24 protein-coding genes and 1 pseudogene are annotated in these 25,083 nt (G+C 63.7%); 12 read left to right on the top strand and 13 right to left on the bottom strand.

Features of this window, described 5'->3' with window-relative positions; translation table 11 throughout:
* Positions 1-202 precede the first annotated feature (202 nt).
* The 4 genes from EY713_RS12500 (at position 203) to EY713_RS12485 (ending at position 5,271) form a co-directional block, all read left to right on the top strand.
* Positions 203-2,269, top strand: a complete 2,067-nt coding sequence (locus tag EY713_RS12500) for an ATP-dependent helicase (RefSeq protein ID WP_131115310.1) — start codon at positions 203-205, stop codon at positions 2,267-2,269.
* A gap of 56 nt (positions 2,270-2,325) precedes the next feature.
* The gene (gene dinB / locus EY713_RS12495) at positions 2,326-3,456 is read left to right on the top strand and encodes a DNA polymerase IV (protein WP_131115308.1); all 1,131 of its coding nucleotides are present in this window, start codon (positions 2,326-2,328) and stop codon (positions 3,454-3,456) included.
* Between the two features lie 78 nt (positions 3,457-3,534).
* The gene (locus EY713_RS12490; RefSeq protein WP_131115306.1) at positions 3,535-4,506 is read left to right on the top strand and encodes a glutathione S-transferase family protein; all 972 of its coding nucleotides are present in this window, start codon (positions 3,535-3,537) and stop codon (positions 4,504-4,506) included.
* 123 nt (positions 4,507-4,629) lie between these two features.
* Positions 4,630-5,271, top strand: coding sequence for a ParA family protein (locus EY713_RS12485; RefSeq protein WP_131115304.1), 642 nt, complete (start codon positions 4,630-4,632; stop codon positions 5,269-5,271).
* 38 nt (positions 5,272-5,309) lie between these two features.
* Here EY713_RS12485 and EY713_RS12480 read toward each other — a convergent pair whose 3' ends face one another.
* Positions 5,310-6,251 (bottom strand): TIM44-like domain-containing protein, encoded by a 942-nt coding sequence (locus EY713_RS12480; protein ID WP_131119639.1) that lies wholly within the window; start codon positions 6,249-6,251, stop codon positions 5,310-5,312.
* Between the two features lie 309 nt (positions 6,252-6,560).
* Here EY713_RS12480 and EY713_RS12475 point away from each other — a divergent pair, with 309 nt between their 5' ends.
* Together EY713_RS12475 and EY713_RS12470 are read left to right on the top strand one after the other, a co-directional pair.
* Positions 6,561-7,214 (top strand): phosphatase PAP2 family protein, encoded by a 654-nt coding sequence (locus tag EY713_RS12475; RefSeq protein WP_131115302.1) that lies wholly within the window; start codon positions 6,561-6,563, stop codon positions 7,212-7,214.
* A pseudogene (locus EY713_RS12470) lies at positions 7,211-7,411 on the top strand (transcriptional regulator); the annotation flags it as partial. The gene EY713_RS12475 and the pseudogene EY713_RS12470, both read left to right, overlap by 4 nt.
* A gap of 34 nt (positions 7,412-7,445) precedes the next feature.
* On the opposite strand, the gene EY713_RS12465 reads toward EY713_RS12470, so the two are convergent.
* Positions 7,446-8,626 (bottom strand): IS3 family transposase gene (locus EY713_RS12465; protein ID WP_131113674.1). Its coding sequence is split into 2 segments (ribosomal slippage): positions 7,446-8,365 and positions 8,365-8,626, totalling 1,182 coding nucleotides; the frame shifts between segments, so codons are not numbered across the junction.
* A gap of 87 nt (positions 8,627-8,713) precedes the next feature.
* On the opposite strand from EY713_RS12465, the gene EY713_RS12460 reads away from it, so the two are divergent.
* Positions 8,714-9,079, top strand: coding sequence for a hypothetical protein (locus tag EY713_RS12460; RefSeq protein ID WP_131115300.1), 366 nt, complete (start codon positions 8,714-8,716; stop codon positions 9,077-9,079).
* Here EY713_RS12460 and EY713_RS12455 read toward each other — a convergent pair.
* From EY713_RS12455 to EY713_RS12410, 10 genes are all read right to left on the bottom strand, one after another.
* Positions 9,056-11,011 carry an oxidoreductase gene (locus tag EY713_RS12455; RefSeq protein WP_131115298.1) on the bottom strand — a complete coding sequence of 652 codons (1,956 nt, stop codon included), beginning with the start codon at positions 11,009-11,011 and terminating at the stop codon, positions 9,056-9,058. The genes EY713_RS12460 and EY713_RS12455 overlap by 24 nt on opposite strands.
* Positions 11,012-11,045: 34 nt before the next feature.
* Complete coding sequence (locus tag EY713_RS12450; protein WP_131115296.1) at positions 11,046-12,119, bottom strand: aromatic ring-hydroxylating oxygenase subunit alpha; 1,074 nt, start codon at positions 12,117-12,119, stop codon at positions 11,046-11,048.
* A 33-nt stretch (positions 12,120-12,152) separates the two neighbouring features.
* Entirely contained in the window at positions 12,153-12,914 is a 762-nt protein-coding gene (locus EY713_RS12445) for a class II aldolase/adducin family protein (RefSeq protein WP_131115294.1), read from the bottom strand.
* 10 nt (positions 12,915-12,924) lie between these two features.
* A complete protein-coding gene (locus EY713_RS12440) occupies positions 12,925-13,779 on the bottom strand; it encodes a sugar phosphate isomerase/epimerase family protein (RefSeq protein ID WP_131115292.1) in 855 nt (284 codons plus the stop codon).
* A gap of 2 nt (positions 13,780-13,781) precedes the next feature.
* Positions 13,782-14,801, bottom strand: a complete 1,020-nt coding sequence (locus tag EY713_RS12435) for a fatty acid desaturase (RefSeq protein WP_131115290.1) — start codon at positions 14,799-14,801, stop codon at positions 13,782-13,784.
* 24 nt (positions 14,802-14,825) lie between these two features.
* Positions 14,826-15,626: an ABC transporter permease gene (locus EY713_RS12430; RefSeq protein WP_131115288.1), complete on the bottom strand. Its 801-nt coding sequence runs from the start codon at positions 15,624-15,626 to the stop codon at positions 14,826-14,828.
* Positions 15,623-16,462 (bottom strand): ABC transporter permease, encoded by an 840-nt coding sequence (locus EY713_RS12425; protein ID WP_131115287.1) that lies wholly within the window; start codon positions 16,460-16,462, stop codon positions 15,623-15,625. The genes EY713_RS12430 and EY713_RS12425 overlap by 4 nt, the downstream gene beginning before the upstream one ends.
* A gap of 83 nt (positions 16,463-16,545) precedes the next feature.
* Entirely contained in the window at positions 16,546-17,661 is a 1,116-nt protein-coding gene (locus tag EY713_RS12420; RefSeq protein WP_131115285.1) for an ABC transporter substrate-binding protein, read from the bottom strand.
* Positions 17,662-17,686: 25 nt separating this feature from the next.
* A complete protein-coding gene (locus EY713_RS12415; RefSeq protein WP_131115283.1) occupies positions 17,687-18,775 on the bottom strand; it encodes an ABC transporter ATP-binding protein in 1,089 nt (362 codons plus the stop codon).
* A gap of 129 nt (positions 18,776-18,904) precedes the next feature.
* Entirely contained in the window at positions 18,905-19,810 is a 906-nt protein-coding gene (locus EY713_RS12410; protein ID WP_131115281.1) for a LysR substrate-binding domain-containing protein, read from the bottom strand.
* A gap of 115 nt (positions 19,811-19,925) precedes the next feature.
* On the opposite strand from EY713_RS12410, the gene EY713_RS12405 reads away from it, so the two are divergent.
* Positions 19,926-20,858 (top strand): dimethylarginine dimethylaminohydrolase family protein, encoded by a 933-nt coding sequence (locus EY713_RS12405; RefSeq protein ID WP_131119637.1) that lies wholly within the window; start codon positions 19,926-19,928, stop codon positions 20,856-20,858.
* A gap of 40 nt (positions 20,859-20,898) precedes the next feature.
* On the top strand, positions 20,899-21,195 hold the full coding sequence (locus EY713_RS12400) for a cupin domain-containing protein (RefSeq protein WP_131115280.1): 297 nt from the start codon (positions 20,899-20,901) through the stop codon (positions 21,193-21,195).
* A gap of 34 nt (positions 21,196-21,229) precedes the next feature.
* On the opposite strand, the gene EY713_RS12395 is transcribed toward EY713_RS12400, so the two are convergent.
* Positions 21,230-22,099: a dimethylarginine dimethylaminohydrolase family protein gene (locus EY713_RS12395; RefSeq protein ID WP_131115278.1), complete on the bottom strand. Its 870-nt coding sequence runs from the start codon at positions 22,097-22,099 to the stop codon at positions 21,230-21,232.
* Positions 22,100-22,350: 251 nt separating this feature from the next.
* On the opposite strand from EY713_RS12395, the gene EY713_RS12390 reads away from it, so the two are divergent.
* The 3 genes from EY713_RS12390 to EY713_RS12380 all read left to right on the top strand — a co-directional run bounded on the left by EY713_RS12390 (position 22,351) and on the right by EY713_RS12380 (position 25,068).
* Positions 22,351-22,596 carry a hypothetical protein gene (locus EY713_RS12390; RefSeq protein WP_131115276.1) on the top strand — a complete coding sequence of 82 codons (246 nt, stop codon included), beginning with the start codon at positions 22,351-22,353 and terminating at the stop codon, positions 22,594-22,596.
* Positions 22,597-22,885: 289 nt separating this feature from the next.
* On the top strand, positions 22,886-24,340 hold the full coding sequence (locus EY713_RS12385) for a type II and III secretion system protein family protein (protein ID WP_131115274.1): 1,455 nt from the start codon (positions 22,886-22,888) through the stop codon (positions 24,338-24,340).
* Positions 24,337-25,068 carry a CpaD family pilus assembly lipoprotein gene (locus EY713_RS12380; RefSeq protein ID WP_131115272.1) on the top strand — a complete coding sequence of 244 codons (732 nt, stop codon included), beginning with the start codon at positions 24,337-24,339 and terminating at the stop codon, positions 25,066-25,068. Before EY713_RS12385 ends, EY713_RS12380 begins: the two co-directional genes overlap by 4 nt.
* The last annotated feature ends 15 nt before the right edge of the window (positions 25,069-25,083 follow it).

Genomic DNA, 25,083 nt, shown 5'->3' with positions numbered 1-25,083 from the left:
GCCCCGCGTCGCCCATCCCACAAGCGGGCATTTTGGTCGGGACAGGTGAGGCGCGTCCACGCGCTCGGCTTGGCGACTCTCCTTTGCGTCACGCGACAAAATCCACTTCGGCTGAACCGACGTGTCTCGACGCCGTTCGGGGCTTGCGAACAAAACAGGAAACCTGTCTCCTCACTCCAGTGTCGAGGAGGCCGAATCGCCCGTGTCTGCCGCCTATCTGGCCAAGCTCAACGCCGAACAGCGGCTCGCCGTCGAATATGGCGTCGGTCGCGCGGCCGAGACCGCGCCTTTGCTGGTCATCGCCGGGGCGGGGTCGGGCAAAACCAATACGCTCGCGCATCGGGTCGCGCATCTCATCGTCAATGGCGCAGACCCGCGTCGCATCCTGCTGCTCACCTTCTCGCGCCGCGCCGCCTCCGAGATGCGGAAGCGGGTCGAGCGACTCTCGGCCGAGGTGATGGGCCGAGATGCCAGCATCATGACCGATGCCCTGACCTGGGCCGGTACCTTCCACGGCATCGGCGCCCGCCTGCTTCGCCTCTACGCCGATCAACTTGGACTCGATCCGGCGTTCACGATCCATGATCGGGAGGATTCGGCCGACCTGATGAACCTCGTCCGCCACGAGCTCGGATTTTCGAAAACCGCAAAGCGTTTTCCGACCAAAGGCACCTGCCTCGCCATCTACTCGCGGGTCGTGAATGCCGAGATGCCCCTCGACGAGGTGCTGCGGCGGACGTTCCCCTGGTGTTCCGGCTGGAGCCGTGAATTGCGCGACCTGTTCGGCGCGTTCGTGGACGCCAAACAACACCAGAATGTCCTGGACTACGATGATCTGCTGCTGTGCTGGGCCCAGGCTGTCGCCGATGCGACACTGGCGGCCGACATGGGCGAGCGGTTCGATCATGTGCTGATCGACGAATATCAGGACACCAATTGCCTACAAGCCTCGATCCTGCTCGGCCTGAAGCCGGATGGCCAGGGATTGACGGTCGTGGGCGACGACGCCCAATCGATCTATTCGTTCCGCGCCGCGACCGTGCGGAATATCCTCGACTTTCCGGCTCGGTTTTCGCCCCCGGCCCGTGTCATCACGCTCGATCGGAATTATCGATCGACACAGCCCATCCTCGCGGCCGCCAACGCGGCTATCAGCCTTGCGGCGGAGCGTTTCACGAAAAACCTCTGGACGGAGCGCGCCTCGACCGAAAAGCCGCATCTCGTCACAGTCCGCGACGAATCCGGACAGGCGCAATATGTGGTCGAGCGCGTGCTCGAAAATCGCGAAGGCGGTATCGCGCTGAAACAGCAAGCCGTGCTGTTCCGAACTTCACATCACAGCGGCCCGCTCGAGGTCGAGCTCGTCCGCCGCAACATTCCATTTGTGAAATTCGGCGGCCTCAAGTTCCTGGATGCGGCACACGTTAAGGACATGCTGGCCTTACTCCGCTGGATCGAAAACCCGCGTGATCGGGTGGCCGGCTTCCGTGTCCTGCAGTTGATGCCGGGTGTCGGGCCCGGCGCGGCTCAACGCGTGCTCGATCGGCTCGCCGATGCGGCCGACATCGACACAGCGCTCCGCGAGGCTCCCGCCCCACCGCGTGCCGGGCCGGACTGGACGGAATTCCTGCATGTCGTCGGCCTGATACGTTCTGGCCAGCCCGGCTGGCCGGCCGAGATCGAGCTCGCACGGCTTTGGTACGTGCCGCATCTCGAGCGCATGCACGATGATGCGGCGATGCGCCAGGCGGACCTGTTGCAACTGGAGCAGATCGCTGCCGGTTATCCGTCTCGCGAGCGGTTTCTGACCGAACTGACGCTCGATCCACCGGACGCCACGAGCGATCAGGCTGGGGTTCCCCTGCGCGACGAGGATTATCTTATTCTGTCGACTATTCATTCGGCTAAGGGTCAGGAATGGCGATCGGTCTTCGTGTTGAACGTGGTCGATGGCTGCATACCGTCGGATCTCGGCACGGGCACCCAGGATGAGATCGAGGAAGAGCGCCGCCTGCTGTATGTCGCGATGACACGGGCGAAGGACGACCTGCATCTGCTCGTTCCGCAGCGGTTCTTCACCCACGGGCAATCAGCGATGGGCGATCGGCACGTCTATGCGGCACGGACCCGCTTTCTCCCCTCATCGCTTCTGCCGCTGTTTGCGCTCGGCACATGGCCCCGCGCGAGCCAACAGCCTGAACGCGAGACGAGCGGACGGCAGAGCGTTCGGATCGACGTCGGCGCACGCCTGCGCGGCATGTGGACCTAGCGGGCCATGCGCGATCCCCACACAAGGCTGGAAGCGTTCGGCGCGGCCTGCCCATCATGACGGCCGTCGGAGAGCCCGCCTCGACCCGCGACGCGGCCGCGGAGATAATCGACGCCGAGCCACACCGGAAGATCATTCATGTCGACATGGATGCCTTTTTCGCGTCGGTCGAGCAGCGAGATAATCCGGACCTTCGGGGCAAACCCGTCGCGGTCGGCGGATCGCGAGAACGCGGCGTCGTGGCGGCCGCGAGCTACGAGGCGCGTTCCTTCGGGGTCCATTCGGCCATGGCATCCGTTACGGCGCGGCGGAAATGCCCCGACCTGATCTTCGTCAAGCCGCGTTTTGAGGTTTATAAGGAGGTCTCGCAGCAGATCCGCGAGATCTTCGCCGAACATACCCCGGTCATCGAGCCTCTGTCGCTCGACGAGGCCTATCTCGATGTCACCGAGAATCTGCGGGGTCTCGCCTCGGCAACCGCAATCGCGGAAGACATCCGGTCAAAGATTCGCGCCACGACCGGCCTGACGGCTTCGGCCGGCGTCTCCTACAACAAATTTCTAGCCAAGCTCGCCTCCGACTATCGCAAGCCAGACGGCCTCTTCGTCATCACGCCGCGTATGGGCGCGAGCTTCGTCGAGACCTTGGCGGTCGGTAAGTTTCACGGCGTCGGCCCTGTCACAGCCGCTAAGATGAATGGCCTCGGCATTGCGACGGGGCTGGATCTCCGCCGGCAGACGCTGGCGTTCCTGCAGGCGCATTTCGGCAAATCCGGCCCGTATTATCACGCGGTGGCGCGCGGCATCGACCATCGGCCGGTGCGGGCCGATCGCATTCGCAAATCGGTCGGAGCCGAAAATACCTTTTCGAGCGATCTCACCGCGATCGAAGCCATGCGCGACAATCTGCAGCCGATCTTCGACAAGGTCTGGCGCCATTGCGAGGGCAGCGGCGCACGCGGCTCGACCGTGACCCTGAAGGTCAAATATGCCGACTTTCAGCTGATCACGCGCAGCCGCTCGGTCGCGACGCCCGTCGCGAGCCGGGCCACGATCGAGGCGATCAGCTTCGCCCTGCTCGACGCGCTTGTTCCGTTCGAAAAGGGCGTGCGTCTGCTCGGCGTGTCGCTCTCCAATTTCCGCCATGAGGCACCACTGGCCGCCGCACAACTCGATCTCGATCTCTGACCCTGGTCCGACGAGAAAACGATCGACTCGACGAACGTCGTCATGGTGCTGTCCTGGTGCACGAAAAAGGATCATCCCATGGGACTTCTGGTCGACGGCGTCTGGCACGATCAATGGTACGACACGGGCGCGACGGGCGGCCGATTCATCCGCAAAGACAGCGCTTATCGTCACTGGATCACGCCATCCGGCAGCCCCGGCCCCACCGGCAAGGGGGGCTACGCGGCCGAACCAGGCCGCTATCTGCTCTATGTCAGCCTGGCCTGTCCCTGGGCCCATCGCACCTTGATCGCACGCGCCATCAAAGGGCTCGAGGGCAGCATCGACATCGCCGTCACGCACTGGCTGATGCGGCAGGATGGCTGGACCTTCCACCCAGGACCGGGCGTCATCCCCGATCCGATCCATGGCGCGCAGGTTCTGCATGAAGTCTACACGGCGGCCGACCCGCATTACAGTGGACGAGTCACCGTTCCGGTCTTGTGGGATCGCCAGACCGGCACGATCGTCAACAACGAATCAGCCGATATCATTCGCATGCTCGGCACGGCCTTTGACGAGGCTGGGGCAAGGGTAGGTGATCTCTACCCCGCCGACCTCCGTGAGGAGATCGATGGTTTGAATGCTCGGATCTACGACACGCTGAACAACGGCGTCTACAAGGCCGGGTTTGCAACCACACAGGGCGCCTATGAGGAGGCGGTCACTCCCCTTTTCGAGACCCTGACTTGGCTGGATAAACGGCTGGCGGACAATCGCTACCACTGTGGGCCGCATCTCACCGAGGCCGACATCCGCCTTTTCACGACACTTATTCGTTTCGATGCGGTCTATATCGGCCACTTCAAATGCAACCTGCGTCGCATCGTCGACTATCCGAACCTCATCGCCTACACGCGCGATCTCTACCAGACGCCGGGGTTCGGCTCGACCGTTAACCTCGATCACATCAAGCATCATTACTACGAGAGCCATCCAACCATCAATCCGACCGGCATCGTCCCCCTTGGACCACTGCTCGATTTCAGCGCCCCGCACGGGCGCGGTTAACATCAGGCCTCGCGCAGCGGGAGGTCCACAACACTCTCGTGAGGACGATCGCGGTTCAGACTTGCGGCAAAGCTTTGTCCCAGACTAAGCCAGAGCGAAGCTGCAGTTGACGAAGGGTCATCCATGCAAGTCATCGCGGTCGGACAGAGCAAAGGCGGGGTTGGCAAAACCACTCTTGCGATCAACGTCGCCGGAGAATTGGTCAAACTCGGGCGGTCAGTCACGCTCGTCGATGCCGACCCGCAAGGTTGTGCCGTGCAATGGGCCGAGCCGCGCAAGCTCGGCTTCAGTGTGCGTCAGGAGCTCGTTGGCCTCCGCAACGTCTCGCTATGGATCCGCAACGTCCTCAAGACCTCGGGCGACATCGTGATCGTCGACATGCCATCCGGCTTCGGGATTACTTTCGAGACAGCCGTGCTGATCTCGGACCTCGTGGTGATCCCATGCGGCCCCTCGAGCCTCGATCTGAACTCGGCCAAGAAGACGATCCTGAAAGCGAGGGAATCGAGCCGCGTCGATCCCGATATGCGATTGAAGGTGGTTCTCGCGCCGACCCGCGTCGATCTCGAGACGGATGAAGGACAGCAGATCAGCGATGCGCTCACCGATCTCGGCGAGACCGTCAGCCCTTATCTCAGCTACGACGTCGACTATGTGCGATCGTTCGCGGCCGGCAAGCCCGTCTCGACCTTTGCGCCCGGAAAGCCGGTCGACCGCGAGGTTCAAGCTCTGACGAGCTTTCTCCTGCGGTCGATCCCGTCATAGCCATGCGGCCAGCGTAACCAAGCAGCGCACTGCGGCGATCAGGCCGTCTGTTGGACGGCCGAGAGCAGCCACGGGCCGCCATTGTCTCGACGGAACGTCCACAACTCGGCAACCTCGCTTCGCTGGTTGGGATTGCCGTCGACAACGCGACCGGAGGTTCGATCCACCATCGTGTCACGCGCGTCGAAGCGCATCGCGACGGTTGCAAAATCGGCTACCCCCTCCCGCCAAGCTTCGGATAAGTCGCCCTGCAACAGCTTGACGTCAGCGATGTCGTTCCGAACGCCGCGGGCGCGGTTCGCGTCGAGATCGGCGCCGAAGTAGCGCAGGATTTCCGGCGTCGTCAGCCGTGACAGCGCATTGGTGTCCTCACGGCTGAAGGCGGTCTGGATCGCGATCAGGGCTTGTTCAAACGCAGCGAAATCCTGCGGCTGAACAGCCAACGGCACCGTGGCGGGTCGAGCCGGCTGCGAGCCGCCTCCGAAGCCGCTGAACCCGCTGCGGGCCTGCATCGACGGGCCGCTTGCCATGGAAGGCGTTGCAGAGCGCGAGCGGAACCAGCGCATCGCCAGCATGACCACGCCGGCAATCAAAGCGAACTGGAACAGCAGCCCAAAGAGCGAACCGATGCCGTTGAGGCCACCAAAAAACCCGCCACCGCCCAACATGCCGAACAGGCCGGCGCCGAGAAGGCCCGCCGCGAGCCCGGTGCCGAAACCGCCGAAGCGACGCGGTTGAGCCGCATTGGCGGCGAAGCCGCTGGAGGCTGGGGTTTCGGTCCGCTGAAATGGCTGTGCCGCACGCGGCGCTGTCGCGGTGGACGGCGGCATGCTATAGGTCCGTGCGCCGCGCGAGCCGAAGCTGAACCCGCCGCCGGCGCGCGCCTCGGCCGAATGAATGCCAACCGGCGCCGCAGCCAGCAGTGCAAGCGCCAGAAGGCCGCCCCTCACCACCGCATTCGAACGCTTGCGCGAAAACATCATCGTGATCCCATTGCCGTCGAAGCCGCCTATCCGACTTACGCAGCAAGTGGTGACGATTGGGGCATCGGCGCAAGGCATCTGATCGCGGGGATGGATTAACATTAGGCAATGTGCCAACACGGCGCGCATCCATAAACAGCGTCGCTGTCGCGATCGACACGAAGAGTTGCACGCGTCTCGCCAGATCCGTCCTCAGTGCCGCCTCAATGTTGCCGATGAGAAGGCGACGTTTCATCAACACCTCTCAAATCACGAGGTGCATTGCAGAAAGGCGGCTTTGTGCTCGACAGGCGATCCACTCTCATCGTGTCAGTTTTGTTTCTGATCTGCCTGCTCGCTCTCTTCCTGATCGATCGACCGGTTGCCATCTGGGCCGCGCATTTATCGCCACGGGTCGTGCAAGCGGGGTTCTTCGTCACCTGGTTCGGAACATCCGGCTACATGTTTTTGGTATCGGCTCTCGTGGCGCTCGCGGCATTTGTGCTTCGCCGGAATGAATCTAGCCGCATCACACGGGAGGAGCTGACTCTGCTGGCACGGCGAGCCGTGTTCTTCTTCCTTGCGATCGCGGCCTCGGGCCTCGCTGTCCAGGGTCTCAAACACATCATCGGCCGGGCGAGACCAAGGCTCATCGAGCAGTTGGGACCCTTCTCCCTGCATCCGTTCAGTTGGCCGAATGATTTTGCCAGCTTCCCGTCCGGCCATACGACATCCGCTTTCGCGGCCGCGACCGCACTTGCGTTGATGATGCCGCGCGCGCGTTGGGGCTTGTTGGTCTGCGCCGTCGCGATCGGCATCTCACGGGTGGTGGTGAGTGCCCATTACCCGAGCGACGTGCTGGCCGGCGCGGCGCTCGGCACGAGCGTGACGCTGCTTCTGGCGCGCAGCATGGTGCGCCGGGGCCTCGCGCTGTTTCCGCAGTCTGCAAGGCATAGCTGGCCAAGCTGTAGGCCGGGATGAGCCGGATCGCGTTCCTGGACTTCGAGGCTTCGTCGCTCGGCAAGAAAAGCTATCCGATCGAAGTCGCCTGGGTGTTCGATGACGGGAGCTCCGAAGCCACCCTGATCCGTCCGGCTCCAGGCTGGACTGATTGGGCAAGCGACGCGGAAGCCATTCATGGCATCCCGCGCGATCTCCTTCTCAGCGAGGGTCAACCGTGATCGGCCCCCATCGGGTGGTCCGGGTTGATTGTTAGTTCATGGTCGGCCTGGGCGCCACCCTGAGCATGGCCGGCGGAGATGGTCGGGGTTTCGCAGCCGGCCATGCGGCGAAGGCGGGCACGAAGACCTCCGGCGCCGGGGGCTTGTAGCCGATTGATCCGTGCGGGCGCACAGTATTGTAATGCCTTCTCCAGCTTTCGATGATGACCTGAGCTTCCTTGAGCGAGTAGAAGATCTCTCCGTCGAGCAGCTCGTCTCGGAAGCGAGCGTTGAACGACTCGACGTAGCCGTTCTCCCACGGGCTGCCTGGGGCAATATAGGCGGTCTTTGCTCCAACCGCCGTGATCCAGTCTTGCACAGCCTGGGCGATGAACTCGGGGCCGTTGTCCGAACGGATGTGACCAGGCACGCCGCGCAGGATGAACAGGTCGGACAGAACGTCAATGACGTCGGTCGAGTTGAGCTTGCGCGCGACCCGGATGGCCAGGCACTCCCGGGTGAACTCGTCGACGACATTGAGGGTCCTGAACTTGCGGCCGTCATGCGTGCGATCCTCGACAAAGTCGTACGACCAGACGTGATCGCGGTGCTCGGGCCGGAGGCGAATGCAGGAGCCGTCGTTGAGCCAGAGACGTCCCTTCTTCGGCTGCTTGGCCGGCACCTTCAGCCCTTCGCATCGCCAGATGCGCTCGACCCGCTTGTCGTTTACCAGCCACCCGGCATCGCGCAGCAACGCCGCGATCTTGCGATAGCCGTAGCGGCCGTACTGCCGCGCCAGCTCGATGATGTCGCCCGTCAACGCCTCTTCGTCGTCAAAGCCCCGCGGCGCCTTGCGCTGCGTCGAGCGGTGCTGACCGAGCGCCGCACAGACGCGGCGCTCGGAGACAGGCAAATGCTGTCGCACATGCTCGATGCAGACGCGCCGGCGCGCGGGGCTCAGAAGTTTCCCGAGGCCGCCTCCTTCAGAATCAGCTTGTCGAGCGTGAGGTCGGCGATCGCCTTGCGAAGCCGCATGTTCTCCGTCTCCAGCTCCTTCAGGCGCTTGACCTGGTCAAGCTTCAAGCCGCCGAACTCCTTCCGCCACCGGTAGTAGGTGACCTCGGTCACCCCGATCGAGCGAACCGAGTCCGCAACGGTCTTCCCCTGTGAGACCAACACGTCGACCTGACGCAGCTTGCTCACGATCTCTTCAGGCTTCGGTCGTCTTCCCATCGATCCATCCTCCAGGCTCGAAAGCCATACATCGGGATGGACCACTTCAAGGGGGGACGATCACTGAGTGGCGTGGTCGGAAGGAGGATGATCGCGTGTCTGACGGGCCACACGCTCTATGCGAGCGCACCGTCCTGGGACGGGCAGTGGCTCAGCCGGCTGCTGCGCGCCGCCGATCTGCCTCGCCATGCTCTGCGGTTGCAGGATACGGACGAGGCACAACGGCGCGTGGTGATCGAGACATGCCGAGCCGCGGGCTTGTCGCCCGGCCAGCAGAACAGCATCCTCAACGAGGTGCTTGCGGGGGCTGCGCGGGACGGACAAGCGGAAGGTCCGCCCGCCCATCGCGCGCTCGCCGATGCACGGCAGGAGTACGAGCGCTGGCGCGCGATCCGACACGCGACCGAAACTGCCGTTAGGGCGCTTGCTTCAGAGCTCCCAGGCGGCCCTTAAGCCCTCCAGCACCGCTTCCTCAGCGGTGCGCGGGGTCATGCAATCGCCGATCACATGAAGAGCGCCGTCGAAACCGCCGAGCTGTGCCTCGAGCGTCGTCTCAGCGTCGTGGCCGAGCGACAGCACCAGCGTGTCGATCCCGTCCACGATGATCGGCGTTTTGCCCGAGACATGAGAGAGATAGACCGTGTCGGCATCGACGCCGTAGAGTTCGGCATAGGGGATGACCTCGATGCCGAGATCATGCAGCACGCCGGCCCACTGGTCCCGCACGTAGGATTGGATGCGCTGGCCGGGCATATAGCCGGTGACCGCGAGCCTCACCTTGCAGCCGGCGCGGGCGAGTTTTTCCGCCACGCCCATGCCGATCCAATCGCAGCGCCAATCCGCCACCAGCACGGAGGCGCCGACGTTGACCTGGTCGCGCAGCACCTGCCACGCATCGACCACATGCGCGCTTTCTGCGCCCGGCACCTCGGGTCGGCGCGGCAAGGCGCCGGTCGCAAGGATGATCGCATCGGGCTTCTCGCGCCCAACGAGGTCGGCGTCGACGCGGGTGCGCTTGACGATGCGGACACCGGCCTGCTCGGCTTCGTGCGTCAGGTTGGTGACAATGCCACCGAACTCGCTCCGGCGTGGCAGCAATTGCGCCAGCAAGGCTTGGCCGCCGAGCCGATCGGACGCCTCGTAGAGCGTCACCTCATGGCCGCGTGACGCCGCCACCGCAGCGGCTTTGAGGCCGCCCGGGCCGCCCCCTGCAACCAGCACCCGCTTGCGATGCCCAGCCGGTTCGATACGGCCGTAGCGCAATTCGCGACCGGTTTCCGGGTGTTGGATGCAGGAGATCGGAACGCCGAGCTGAAAATGCCCGATGCAGGCCTGGTTGCAGGCGATGCAGGCGCGGATATCGTCGAAGCGGTTTTGCTCGGCTTTGTTGGGCATCTCCGGATCGCAAATCAGCGCGCGCGTCATGCCGACCATGTCGGCCTCGCCTCTCGCGATCAGCCGGTCGGCATCCTGCGGCTGGTTCACGCGGCCGGTGTAGAACACGGGTGTCGACACCTGTCGCTTGATTGCAGCAGCGGCCGGCGCTCCATAGCCGCTGGCGAACGCCATGGCGGGCGCGATATGCAGCGCCCCGCCGAAGCTCGCGGAAGAGCCGACCGTCAGATTGAAATAATCGAAGCTGCCGTCGAGGGCCTTCAAAACGGCGAGAACTTCCTCGGCCGTCAAGCCGTGCAGGTCAGAATCCTCAGCGCTGAACCGCAACCCAACGACGAAATCCGGCCCCGTCACACGGCGGATGGCAGCCACCACGTCCCGGATGAAGCGGAGCCGGTTGTCGAAACTGCCGCCATAGAGGTCGTCGCGTATGTTGACACGCGGATTGACGAACTGGGCCGGCAGGTAGCCATGGCTGCCGACGACCTCGACCCCATCGAGCCCGGCGGCTTCCAGCCGCGCGGCGGCGGCGCCGAACCCCTCGACGATCTCGTCGATCATCACGCGGCTCATGGCGCGCGGCATCACGTGGAAGCGCTGATTGGGCACCGCAGACGGCGCATAGGCGACCGGGGCCGTCCCTTCGGCGGTTTCCATGATCTCGCGACCGGGATGAAACAACTGGCCGAACACGGTCGCGCCCTGAGCATGGCAGGCTTCGGCGAGCCGTCGATAGCCCGGAATGCAAGCGTCGCTCGTCGCCATCAGCAGATGGGAGGTGTAGCGCGCCGTCTCGTGCACGCCCGCGACCTGGATCACGATCAGGCCCGCGCCGCCTTCGGCCCTGGCGGTCTGGTAGGCCACCAGCGCATCGTTCGGCACGAAGGCGGTGGGCAGCGTCGTGTCATGCCCGGTCGACATGATCCGGTTCTTGATCGTGGTCCGCCGGATGGTCAGCGGGCTGTAAAGATGGGCGAGCGACGCCGTCATCGGGCAACCCGGCGCGGCCGTTTCGACGCCCGCATCACTCGGCCGCGATGCTGTGCAGGGGGCGCGGAGCGCCAAGGTCCTCGCGGACCATGTCCTGGAAGCCCTTCACGGCCGTCTCGTATTTCGGCGACAACGGGCCGCGCTCGTATATACCGGCATCGAGATTGCGCTGCACGCCCGTGATGATGTCGAGGTCCTCCGACACGATCTCGGCCGACCATGCGACGGACTTGCGGTTCTCCTCGGCCTTATCGGGCGACACGTCGTTGAAGAAATACCAGTTGATATGCTTGATCCGCCCGGGTCCGAGCGGCTCGATCGTCGCGATGGAACTGCCCCAGTCGTAGAGGTTCAGCATCAGGAACGGGAAGCGGTAGAAATACAGGCCGCGCGTCAGGCCGCCTTCGCGCTTGGGCGCGTGCAGGTGAAAGAACCGCTCCTTCTGATAGGTGTCGATCCGGTAATTCTCGATATCCATGGCGGCACAGAGCCCCGGATGCATCGTCCGGCAATGGTAGCATTCGAGATAATTCTCGCCATAGGTCTTCCAGTCCACCGCACAATCGCGGTTCTTCGACATGAAATAATGCTGCTGCTCGAGCGGATAGCTTTCGGCCATCGCATGGATGGGTCCGAGCCATTCCACGAGGGTCGGGCCGCCGGCCTTCAGCCGCACGAAGATCAAACCGCGCCATTCTTCGGCGTCGATCGCGTAGAGGCTCCAGGCCTCCGGATCGAACGTCGCGTCGGAGCCGAAGTCGCTCGCTTTGTTAAGCCGCCCCGCGCGTGTGTAGCTCCAGCTATGGTAGGGGCACACGACGAGCTTGCCGCAATGACCGCTCTCCTCGGTCAACAGCTGCGCCCCGCGATGCCGGCAGACGTTGTGGAACGCCCGTATGCCGCCCGCGTCATCGCGGATGACGAAGACCGGATAGCCCGCGACGGTGCCGGTCACGTAATCGCCCGGCTGCTTCAAACGCTCCGACCAGGAGAACAACATCCAGTTACGAGCGAAGATCTCCTGCCGCTCGCGCTCGTAGACGGCCGGGTCGCGGTAGTCGCGCGAGGGAAGCGTCCAATCGAAGTCGGTCTGGACAATCTGGCTCATGGGAGTTCCGAGGCTGGAGGATGGGCGGCGGGCTTACGATCGATAGGACGGATCGAGCGTGTCGAGCAGGCGGAGATGCGCGGCCCATTCGAGCTTGAGGTCGCCGTCGTCGAAAGCCATCTGGTCGTACTGCGCGCCGACGCGCTCGCAGACCTCCTTGGGCGGGATCACGAGGGGTGTGCCCATCGACAGTGTCGCGACCTGCACCTCGCAGGCCATGTTGAGATAGAACATGAGGCTGAAGGCTTCGGCGACGGTCCGGCCGACCGTCAACAGGCCGTGGTTTCGAAGAATGACCCCGCAAAACGAGCCGAGATCCGTGATGATGCGCTGCCGCTCGTCGAGATCGAGCGCGATCCCCTCATAGTCGTGGGTCCCCAGCCGACCATAGAACTGCAGCGCGATCTGGCTGAGCGGCATCAGCCCATCCTTGGTGACAGAGACGGCCATGCCGGCGCGCGTATGGGTGTGGATCACGCAGGCCGCGTCGTGGCGCGCCATATGGACGGCGCTATGGATCGTGAAGCCGGCCGGATTGACGCGATGCGGGCTGTCGCCGACCTTGTTGCCGTCAACGTCGATCTTGACCAGCGAGGAGGCGGTGATCTCCTCCCAGCGGTAGCCGTAGGGATTGATCAGAAAGTGGCCCGGCTCGCCCGGCACGCGCACGGTCGAGTGGGTGTAGATCAGGTCGGTCATCTTATAATGCGCGAGCAGCCGGTAGCAGGCAGCGAGTTCCACCCGTTGCTCCCACTCGGCGGACCGAGCCTCGATATTCAGTGTCGTGACCGTCATCGGATCAACCTCATTGCCGCATCATGTCGGTGGCGAGCGCGCCCGTCCAATCGGCCTGCGCCCACTGTTTCAGCAAAAGCGCCTCGGCCCAGCGGTCGGAGAGTTCGTCCCCGTTCTGGTCCGTGATCGCATAATCGCGCGGGCCGAGTTCGCAGAGAAAGATGCAATCCGCGTCCGGCGCGAAGCGGGTCTGCCAGCTCTGAAACCCCTGCCTCCACCAGGCGCGAAACGTCTCGATCCAGACGCGATGCTGCGGGAAATGCAGCGGCAGCTGGACCTGGCAGCGATTGGCGACCCGGCCTTGAAAGGAGTCCGATCGATCGAGGATGCGGCCCACATAATCCTGATAGTCCGACGTGATCGGCTGCATCATCTCGCGGTCGACCACGTAATGCGACAGGTCCGCGCTGAGGCGCATCTCGGGAATGGCGTCCATCAACAGCAGGGTCGAAAAGAGGTCGTTGGTGATGCAGTTGCGGTGCGTTTCAAACTGCAACGGCACGCCCTCCTCCGCCGCAATCGCCAGCCAGCCCCGGATCACCGGGATCATGTCTGCGACCGCAAGCGGCATCACCCGCCCGATCACGATGCAGAACGGCGAGCCGATGTCACGCGCGAGCCGCAACGCCGGCCGCAGATCCTCGATGGAGGTCGGAAAGGCGGTCAGCAGCCCTTTCAGCCCCGTGCGGTCAAATTCGGGCACGACCGCAAGCGCCGCCTCGAGATCCATGGCGCCGAGGTCGATCGCCATGCCGTCGAAGCCGGCGTCGCGGACACGATCGAACCGTTCGGCCACGGGACGCTCCGGCACGCCGGGTCGTCGCTGCTCGGTCGCCCACAAAGACTGATAGATCCGCAAGGGCATCGTCAGCCTTGCTTTGCGGGATTGCCGCTGGCATTTCGCACGCGCGGGGCGACCGGCTCGAGATCGGTGTCGTCGCTGATCCAGATCGCGTCATCGGGGTAATCGGCTTCGGTGCGACCGTTCCAGAAAGCGCGGACCACCGCCCATTGAAACGCCAGATAGGACATCGTCGGGGGCTTGCGGCCTTTCTCGACGAAGATCTCCTGGTGCAGCGTCGGCAATTGATAGCAGGGCACACCCGGAAAGGCATGATGGGCCGTGTGGTACTGCATGTTCCACGCCATCCAGCGCATCACCGCATTGGTGCGGGTCGATCGCGTATTCTGCACGATAGTGTCGACATGCGGCAGACCGAGATGCTCGATCGTGTTCTGCAATTGATGCACCGGCTTCAAGGCCAGCATCGGCAGCAGCCAAAGCTCGATCGCCAGCCAGCTCCCAGTCGCGATCGACAGCGCCGCGATCGCGGCATAGCCGGCCACATGCCATCGCGCCTCGCGGATGACCTCGGGCTTGCGACCCTCCGGAATATACGGCTCGGTCACGATGCCGAGTGCGAAACGGATGACGCGCCGCACGCGCGTGTACCAATAGGTCGGGCCAAGCACCCAGAGCAGATAGGACGTCAGCGTGTAACGATCGCGCGTGAGTTCCCCGTCGCCCTCCCAATCCTGCGTGTAGCGGTGATGGGCGAAATGCTGGATCTGATCGAAGTCGCGCGGGTAGATCAGCACGAAACCGAAGAGCCGGCCGAAGATCTCGTTGAGCTTTTTGGTTCGAAACACGGTCCAATGACTGAGTTCGTGTTGCCCCGCGTATAGGAAGTTGATCAGCGTGCCGTGTAGCAGAAACGGCAGCACGGCCCACCACGTCCCCCACGTCGAGGCCAGCGCCGTCCCGGTGACAGCGAGCGCCCCAAGATGGGTTCCGAGCTGCCGAAAGCCTCGCGCATCGGATTTGATGCTGAGAGCTTTCAATCGGGCCGGGGCGATCATGTCGCGGCGGCCGAAGACTTCATCCATGGGGGGCCTCGTCTTGGCGTGTGTTCATGCGGGGTGTTGACGCTGCAGCAGCATGCGGCCGGTCAGCGCCAGGGTCGTGATGACGATCAGCACCACCGAAATGGCAGCGATCGCGGGATCGATATTGTCGTGCACGCCCATCCACATCATGCGGGGGAGCGTGATGGCATTGACGCTGGTGACGAAAAGCGTGACGCCGATCTCCTCCCAGGACAGCACGAAGGCCATCAGGGCTGCGGTCAGCACGCCGAAACGAATGTTGGGCAGGATGATGCCGAACACGCGCTGGCTGATCGTCGCGCCGAGCCCGCGCGCCGCCAGATCGATGCGCCGGTCGACCTGCGCCAAGGCGACCAGGATCAGCACCAGCGCGAACGGCACGATCATGACGACATGCGCGAGCGTGACGCCGAGCCACGTGTCGTAGCCGACGAGATCGTTGATCTGCGACAGCGAGGTGAGAAAGAAATACAGCACCATGGCCGACACGACGGGCGGCACGATCATGGGCAGCAGCACGATGCCGACCAGCAGCGCCGCAAAGCGCGGTTGAAACATCCAGATGCCGAGCCCGAAGGCCAGCGCCAAGCTGGTGGCCACCACGCTGCTGACGATACCAATGCGAAGGCTCAGCAGCATGCTGCGGCGCCAGTCCGGATTGTCGATCAGGTCGCGGTAATGGATCAGCGATAGTTCGCCCTTCGGCATGGTGAGGAAGCGCGCCGGCGTAAACGAAATCGGCACCACCGCGAGCAGAGGCAGCAACAGAAACGCCGCCACAAAGGCCGCCAGAATGAGCGCGATGGGTCCGGGGCGCTGAATCACCGCGCGCTCCCCATCAAGGCCGGGCGCGCCAACCTGAACAGCAACGCCATCAGGATGCCGACGATCAACACCAGCACGACGCTAACGGCGGCGCCGAGACCCCAATCGGGGCTTTGGAACATGCGGAGATAAACGAGTTCGGCCACCATGATGCTGCGCCCGCCGCCCAGGATTGCGGGGGTCACGAAGAAGCCGAGCGTGAAGACGAAGACGATCAGCCCCGCCCCGATGACGCCCGACGCCGTCATCGGTAGAAACACCGACCAGAAAATCCGCAGGCGCGATGCCCCCAAGCCGCGTGCGGCCAACAGCACGCGCTCGTCCACCGCGCGCATGGCCGAGGCGAGCGGGAAGACTGCGAAGGGGATCAGCACATGCGTCATGCCGAGAATGACGCTGGCTTCGTTGCGGGAGAGTTGGAGTGGACTGTCGATCAACCCCGCGCCCATCAACCACGCGTTGATGAGGCCTCGGTTCGAGAGCAGCGCCAGCCAGCCGAACGCGCGGGTCAGGACCGAGATCCAGAACGGGATCAGGATGCAGAGTTCAGCGATGCTGCGTTGCAGCCGGCTTCCGCGGACCCAGACGTAGGTGATCGCGTAAGCCGAAACGACCGACACGACCGTCACGATCGCGCAGATGCGGAACGTCCGCAGGAACACCGACAGGACGAGGCTATCCCCGGTCAGCCGTTCATATTGACCGAAGCCGGGCGTCGGCAGCGTGACGCTCCATTCCGCGATGCCGAGGAACGGCAGCAGATAGACGAGCGTCAAGAATGCCAGCAACGGGCCGAGAAGCAGCAGACTGGCAAGGCGCGGGGCGGACGCTCGCATCGGGTTCGGGTTCGTCTCTTAGGTTGTCGGGCCGTCGCGGCCTTCGAAGACAAGCCGCCGGACACTCCGGCGGCTCGCAGGGGTCAGGCCGAAATGATCTTCGTGTAGGTATCGAGCGCCGCGCCGTAATTTTCGGCATACCAGGGCATGTCGAGCGCGATCTGCTTCTTCATGTTGGCGGGATCGACCGGATTATACTTCTGCTGATCGGCGGGAATCAGCGCATCGGTGGCGGGATTTGCCGGCCCCTGCCCGAGCATATCGAACATCACGAGTTGCTTCTTGGGATCGGTGGTGCTCGCGATGAACGACATGGCATTGGCTTTGCCGCCGGGGTTGTTCTTGATGACCGCCAGCGCGCCGGGCGAGATGAGACCCTGGTCCCAGATGAACTTGACCTGGCCACTTGGGTCCTTGTCGAGCAGGCTCGCGCGGGTCGACCAGATCAGCCCCATCGAGGCATCGCCGCTCAGCATCACCTGCTGGCTTTCGGCGCCGCCTCCCCAAAAGGACGAAACATTCTCCTTGAAGGCCGCGATCTTGTCATGAGCCCGCTTGAGGTCGAGCGGATAGAGTTTCTCGGGCGCGACGCCGTCAGCCAGCAGCGCCGCCTCCCACATGCCGACGCCCCATTTATACATCGAGCGCTTGCCGGGGAACTTCTTCACGTCGAAGAAATCGGCCATGCCGGTCGGCGGATTCTTGCCGAACTTCTGCGCGTCATAAGCAATGATATACGAGAAGAAGTAGGTCGAGGCCGCGTAGTCCCAGGCGAAGCCGGGCCGCATCTTGGCCTTGTCGACAACCGTATAGTCGATCGGCTCGATCATGCCCTGATGGCCGAGCGAGATCGCCGAGAACGGGTCTGCATCAACGAGATCCCATGTCGGCTTGCCGCTTTTGAACTGCGCCGTGATGGCGCCTTCGGTCGGTCCCGTGCCGTCTTCCTTGACCGTGATGCCGGTGGCTTTCTGAAACGCCTGCCCATAGGCCGCGTCATACGCTTTGAGAGCGTCGCCACCCCAATTGACGAGCACGAGTTGCCCATCGGCCGCTCGGGCCCCGCCAGCCCGGAGCGCCAGGGGCGCGCCCGCCAACACCATGGCGGCGATCTGCGTGAAGCGGCGGCGGCTGATCTCGCCGCGCTCGACCTTGCCGGCCAGAATCTCGAGACAGTCTTTTTGAAAGGCGTCGTTCATCAGCGTGCTCCTTCGGCGAGAATGATCAAGCATGGCTTTCTTCCGGCAGAAGAAAGCCCTTGTCGGCGGGCCAGGTGACCCAGAGATCGGGGCCGTTCGTGAGCGCGGTTGCGGCAACGTCGGTCGGCAACGTGACGGTCAAGGCCGTCCCGCTCGCGGTCGAAAGGCCGAGCCGCGTCGCCGAGCCGAGGTAAGTGGTGGCTTTCACGAGGGCCGGAACGCCGTTGCGGTCGGGCGCGGGGCCGCACGCCACCGACATATGCTCAGGGCGGATCGCCAGCGTGCCGGAGCGGCCGACGTGATCCTGGCGCGGCACCTTCAGGTTACGTCCCTCGAAGGAGCCACTTGTGCCGATGCTGCAATGGCCGACCCCCTCGACCGGGAGCAGATTGATCTCGCCGAGAAACTCAGCGACGAAGCGGTTCGACGGACGTTCATAGATGGCTTGCGGGGTGGCGACCTGTAGCAACTCACCATGATTGAAGATGGCGATGCGCGACGACAGCGACAAAGCCTCGCTTTGGTCGTGAGTGACGAACACGAACGTGGTGCCGAACTCCTGATGCAACCGCCGCACCTCGTCCTGCATGCGGCCGCGAAGATGCTTGTCGAGCGCTGAAAACGGTTCGTCCAGCAACAGGACCGAGGGTTCGAACACCAGGGCTCGGGCCAGGGCGACCCGCTGTTGCTGACCTCCCGAAAGTTTCGCGGGCAGCTTCTTCTCGTGTCCCGCGAGGCCGACACGCGCGACGATCCGGGCCACCCGCGTCGCGATTTCCTCCCGGGGCACTTTGCGGACCTGGAGCGGAAAGGCGATATTCTGTTCGACGGTCTTGTGCGGGAACAAGGCGTAGCCCTGGAACACCATGCCGAAGGACCGCGCCTCCGCCGAGCGGGTCGTGATATCGACGCCCTCGCTCAACAATCGGCCGCCGGTCGGCGCCTCGAACCCCGCCATGATCATCAGGAAGGTGGTCTTGCCGGACCCAGACGGCCCAAGCAGCGTCAGGAACTCGCCGGGCGCGACGTCCAACGACACAGCCTTGAGGGCGCGAAAAGCCCCAAATGACTTGTCGATGCCGATCGCCCTTAACCCGACCGCCTTTGCGTTCACCCGCTCGCTCTCCAGAAGAGAAAGATCAGGCTATCGAGCTCTTATCCTCACGACAAACGAAGATTCGTACGGTTTAGACCAAATATAATTCACCCCTCTGGCGCGGTTTTTGGCAGTCCTGCCCGCGTCTTAAGCGGGGCGGAGCACGGAGGCGGTTTGCACGAGCCGCGACCGGAGCCAATCCGAGAAGGCCTGCATGGCGGCATTGCCGGTGCGGTGATGTTCGGTCACGACATAATAGGCGCGGCTTGACCGGATCCCGAGATCGAACGGCCGGACCAGTTGTCCCGTCTCGAGCGCCTGCCGGCAGGTGAGTTCATCCCCCATGGCGATTCCCTGCCCGGCCGTGGTGGCGGCCAAAACGAGGTTCATGTCCGAGAAGGTGACGCCTTGCTCGAAGGGGAGCGGCGTGGCACCCGCCGCCTGGAACCATCGGCTCCAATCGTCGTAGGTGTCGAGATGCAGGAGCACGGCGCGGAACACATCGAGCGGGTCTGTCAGCCCACCGATCCGGTTCAGCAGAGCCGGACTGCACAACGGCGTGAACTCGACCTCGCTGAGCAATTCCACCGCATGTCTCGGCCAGGCTCCGCCATCCCCATAGGCGATGAAGGCATCCACCTCGGGGTTGCTGACGTCGTCGAGCCGGGGCGGCGTAACGATCCGAAGCACGACATCTGGGTAAAGCTGCTTGAATTCCGCCAAATGCGTGCAGAGCCAAAGAGACGCGAACCCCGGCGTGCAACTCACCGTGAGGGAGCCCCGGATTCCCTTATCGCCATATTGGACGGCGGCATCGCCCAACAGCGTCAACGCGCGGCGGACATCGGCCGCATAGCGCATGCCTTGCGGCGTCAGCGTCACGCCTTTACCGGCTCGCTTGAGTATATCGAAGCCGAGGTCCTGTTCGAGAAAACGCAGCTGGTGGCTGACAGCGCTTCGCGTCAGATGCAGTTCTTCGGCGGCGCGCCAGACACTGCCATGACGGGCAAAACAATCCAGCGCCCGAAGGGCTTGCGTTGAGGGAACCCGCACCCGTCCTCCTGCGGTGAAAATTTCGATCCGATCAGACGAAAAACCATCGTTTTTTACAAGCCCGTTTCACCCCTTACGGTCGCGCCGTCACACCAGCCCGAGCCCAGCCATGTCCATGACGCCGACCTTAAGCCGTTACGCCGAGCCGTTCAGCCTCCGTCGCCGCAACCCGGATGGCGGCACGCCTCGGCTACAGGGGTGGGGGTTCACCAACGAAACCGACCGGCTGACCGATGTGCTTCTCGGCTCACCCGCGCATCTCCGGCATCTCGCCACGAGTTCGCTGTCCCGCAAGCATCTGCGCGAGGCGCCGTGCAACATCCAAACCGCACAGGCCCAGCACAAGGACCTCGTCGCGGCCTATCAGCACTTCGGCGTCGCGGTGCACTGGCACGATCCGGAACCCGAACTGCCCATGCAGGTCTATTCCCGCGATTCCAGCGTGATGACGCCATTCGGCGCCATCATCACGGCCATGGCCAACTGGTGGCGGCGCGGTGAAAATTATGCTGCGATACGCACCTACGAGCGGCTCGGCGTACCGATCTACGACATGGTGACGGCCGGCACCTTCGAAGGCGGCGACTTCAACGTTATCGCGGACGGCTGCGTGCTGATCGGCTGTGGCGGAGCCCGCACCCAGGAGGAAGGCGCGCGGCAGGTCGAGGGATGGTTCAAGCGGGAAGGGTGGGAAACGCGCCTCGCCTTCATCGACGAATATTACGTTCATATCGACCTGATGGTGGTGCCGATCGCCCCACGGTTGACGGCCGTCTGCCTCGCCTGCACGGAGCCCGGCATCGTCGACTGGCTCAAGCAAAAAGGCCACGACATCATCGACGTGCCCTTCACCGACACGATGGCGCTCGGCTGCAATTTCATGAGCCTTGGTGGAGACCGCGTGATCGCGCCCGCGTCGAGCCGGACGCTGATCGAGCAATTGCGAGCGCGCGGCTTCGAGGTCGCAGAGGTCGACATGAGCGAGATCTCGAAGACCGGCGGCGGTATTCATTGCATGGCGCAGGCCTTGCGACGCGAGCCGCACTGATCGAAGCTGACGCGCAAACACCGCGACCAGGAGATATCCCATGGCCTTCACGTGCACGATCCCGGCCCGTCCGACCGTTCAGGTCGATGACGACCGCGTTCGCATCACACGGTGGGATTTCGAGCCCGGCGCCTGCACCGGGTGGCACGAACATGCCATGCCCTATTGCGTCGTCATGGTGCTCGGTGGAACGCTGGCGCTGCACGACGGCACGACCGAAAGCCAGGTGACGCTCGCGGCGGGCGACGCCTACGCACGGCCGTCGGGCATCAAACACGACGTGAAGAACGCCTCCGACCACCCGATCGCCTTCGTCGAAGTCGAGATGAAGCGCTAGGCAGGACGCCTCCGACCTCGCGAGAGAGCGACCGCTAAATCGGGTCGCGGCGCAGCGGCATCGTCATGCAATGGACACTGCCGCCGCCTGCCGCGAACAGGTCGAGTTCGGGGTCATAGATCGTCAGCCCCTCGGCCCGCAGCGCTGCGTTGATACGGGTGCTGTGCCGGGGCGAGATGACCCGGCCGCTCCCAAGCGCCAGCAGATTGCAACTCATCGCCATCACGTCACGATATGTCGCCTCGATCACGCGAATGCCGTGATCCGCGAGCCAAGCCGCAAAGGCATCCCCGAGCACGTCGATACAGGCCACCGCCAAACCATCTGCCGCCATGCAGAACAGAACATCAAGATGCAGGAAGTGCTCGGCGAAGGGCTCGACCCGAACCTCCCAGCCTTCGGCCTTGAACCAGGACGCAACTTGAGCTGCTCCCTCGGCCGTGGTGCGGATACCCGACCAACCGATCAGCAACAGGCCCGGGCGAATGATGTGGATGTCTCCACCCTCGACGTTACCGCCGCTCGCGTAGCGCCAGAAGCCGTGTTGCGCGCTATGAAAGCGGAGGATCGAGGCGACTTCGCCGCGCCTCGCCGGCAAGGCGAGTTGCGTCAGCAACGGACCCCACGGCGTGGTCTGGCTCGAATCACGCGTATAGACCTGATAGGCGAGATGCGGCTCAGGCTCGATATAGTGGCGCGTGACACCCGCCTGATCGAGCGCATCCTCGAGTTGCCGAAATTGGCTTTGCAGCCGCTGCGCGTCGATGCTGCGGCCTTTACCGAGCGTTTCGACAGCGATCGCATTGGTTTCGATCCAGCGATAGTGATCCGGGCGGCAGAGCAAAACGTCCCGCAGCGTTCCGGTTTCGGACTCGACCATCCAATTCAAAGCGACATCTCCCATGTCGGCCCGATCGTAAGGCCCGTCGCGGGCGAAAGCGAACCGCAGCGCGACGCGATCAGGTCAAAACATTTCAATACGGTGCGGCGGGACCGACATCGTCGAAGTCGGCATCCGCGCGGCGACAGTCTGACGCAGCCGTTCGTCGCACCGGCAAAATCTCAGCGGCATCGAGCGATGCGTCGATCGATCAATGCAACCGCCAGACCAACTCGGTCGTTAACACTCATAAGTAAAAAATAAGGGAGTTATCGATGTCGATCAGGGAGATTTCGTGCACCTACAGAGATCAAAGATTCTTCGGGATCTTCGATGTCTCTGGCAATGGGGCCACCACCGCCGTTTGGGTTCGCTACAACGGCGACGAGGATGTCATGCCGGTGGGTTCGTTAGCGGCCGAGACAGTGGCCGAAAACCTTCTCCGCGAGTTGGTGATCCGCAAATTCAATGCGGACACAGTTACAAACGCGGAGCGCGGGCGTCGTCGTCAAGTCGCCTGAGCCGTCGCGGACAACGGCCCGGCCCGCGGCCGAGCCGTTTCAAGAACCGCAGTGCGGGACCCACAACCGGTCAACAAGTCTAATCGGCTGCGATATGACAATAATATGACATTCCCGTAAGCCAATTGCGTTTTATTGTCGTTGTCCCGCACCAGCGGAGCAGTTTCGCGCGGCACGATACTCGGTGTTTGTGGCTCACCGACCACCGATACTCTCAAAATTTCACGGATTGCCGCCGAGCGCCAAAAAGTCCGAGCCAAACTGCGTTCGCTTGCTGTAGTTGAGCGAGATGCGACATGTTCGGACGATCGACATCAAGCCTCTTGAGCGCGGAAGACGTGAACAGACTATCGCTCGATATCTGCTCGCCCTTCTGGCCATGCTGGTTTTGGCCGCAACCGCTCCTGCAGCGGCGCTCGCGCAAGCCGCCGCCCCTCCCAGCACCGTGACCGCGAGCCGTACGATTCATATCGATGTCTCGGGCGGCCAACTTCTGCGTTTGCCGGAGGCCGCCGGAACCGAGTTCGTGGCGGACCCCACCATCGCCGACATCCAGAGTCCAAAAGCATCCAGTATCTTTGTCTTCGGCAAGAAACCCGGACGCACCACGCTTTTCGTCTTGTCTCAGGATGGCGCGCCGCTGCTGGCCTACATGATCGACGTGCGCTTTCCGCAAGGCGAGCTTCAGGCGCAGATGAACGCCGATGCGGGCGATGCTGCAACACGGCTGACCTATACGCCCAACGGCGCGATGCTGCAGGGAACGGTCCCCGACCCGCAGACGGCGGAACGGCTGCAGCAGACCGCGACCCGCACACTCGGAGCGGGCGTCCCTTTAACCAACCAGCTCCAAGTCGCCGGGTCGCCGCAGGTCAATCTTCGGGTTCGGGTCGCCGAAGTGAGCCGTACAGTCTCGCGTCAACTCGGCTTCAACTGGTCGACGGTGTTCTCGGCCGGTGACTTCGCCTTCGGACTGCAAACCGGCCGGTTGGCAGGCGCGACGGGAGCCAATCTGATCGCCAACGGTGTCAACGGCGTCTTCGGCACCGTTGCGTCCAAACATGCCAATGGCTCGGCCGTGCTCGACGCTATGGCGGCCGAGGGGCTGGTGACGCTGTTGGCCGAACCCAACCTCACGGCCGTGTCGGGCACCACGGCCACCTTTCTGGCCGGCGGCGAATTTCCGATCCCGATCCCCCAGGCGCTCGGGGCGGTGTCGGTCGAATATAAGCAATATGGCGTCAGCGTCGCCTTTACGCCGACGGTTCTGTCGAGCGGCCACATCAGTGTGAAGGTGCGGCCCGAGGTGAGTGCACTTGATCTCACCAACACCGTGACGCTCAACAACGTGCAGGTGCCGGCGTTGACGACGCGCCGCGCCGAAACCACGGTGGAATTGGCCAGCGGCCAGAGCTTCGCCATCGCCGGGCTGATCCAGAACAACAACAACAATTCGATCCAGAAGCTGCCCTGGCTTGGCGATATCCCGATCCTCGGCGGCTTGTTCCGCTCGAACCAATTCCAGCGCAACCAGAGCGAACTCGTGATCGTCGTGACGCCTTATGTCGTGCGTCCGACCGGCCCCGGTAATCCGCCGGGCGATGCGAGCCGCTACGTCCGCGTGCCGTCCGACGAGGAAGAAGTGGTGTATGGGCGCGTCGCGGCCCCGACTCGGCGTGCTGTCGGTCTCGCGCGCCGCGCGCCGCCGCCGCAACCCGAAAACATGGGATTCGTGTTTCAATGATGCGCGCATCGATCGCGGCTTTCAGCCTGTCGGCCCTGCTGGCCGGCTGCACCAACGAGGCCGCCGACCTTGGTCGTTCGCCACCGGTTTTGTTGGCGAGCGTCAATCGCGAGCTCGTGTTTGCGCCGCATCAACCCAACGGCCGCCTCGCGTGGCGTGCCCGCCTGAAGCATGACATTGCCGTCGTCTCGGATGGCGAGCGACAAGCCGTTCGGGCCCATATCGTGGCGAGCAGCGCGCGAGAAGCCGAGACCCTCCGCCGTGCGCTGGTCGGCAACGGCATCGACCCCTCCCGCATTACGGCGACCGCTCCGCCGCCGCCAGCGCGCGAGGCCTCGGTGTTGCTGACCCGTGCTGTCGCGGGCACGCCGGATTGCGCCGACGCGATCACACCGGCGTTCGGTGGCGATCCTTTGCCGAGCTTGATGAGCCTTGCGACCTGCACCCAAAGCAGCAATCTCGCGGCCATGCTGGTCGACCCCGCCGACCTCGTCGCACCGCCGCGCCTCGCCCCTTCGGATGGTGCCTATCTGGCGGCTGGCGTCACGTCCTGGCGGGCCAATCGCCGGACGGGTGAACCCTCGGTCGACACGACCGGCGCATCGCCCGATGCTGGGGGTGGGTCGGCGTCCGGTGGATCGACCTCCGCTGCGGCACCGACAACCAGCACCGCCGCCTCCACCGGCAACACGATCGCGACACCGGCCGCAACCGTCACGACACCCTGAAACAACACTGACGGC

The organism is Lichenihabitans psoromatis (assembly GCF_004323635.1).
Classification (GTDB): domain Bacteria; phylum Pseudomonadota; class Alphaproteobacteria; order Rhizobiales; family Beijerinckiaceae; genus Lichenihabitans; species Lichenihabitans psoromatis.
Note: the sequence above shows the minus strand (reverse complement) of the source record. Positions and strands in the feature narration are given on the sequence as shown.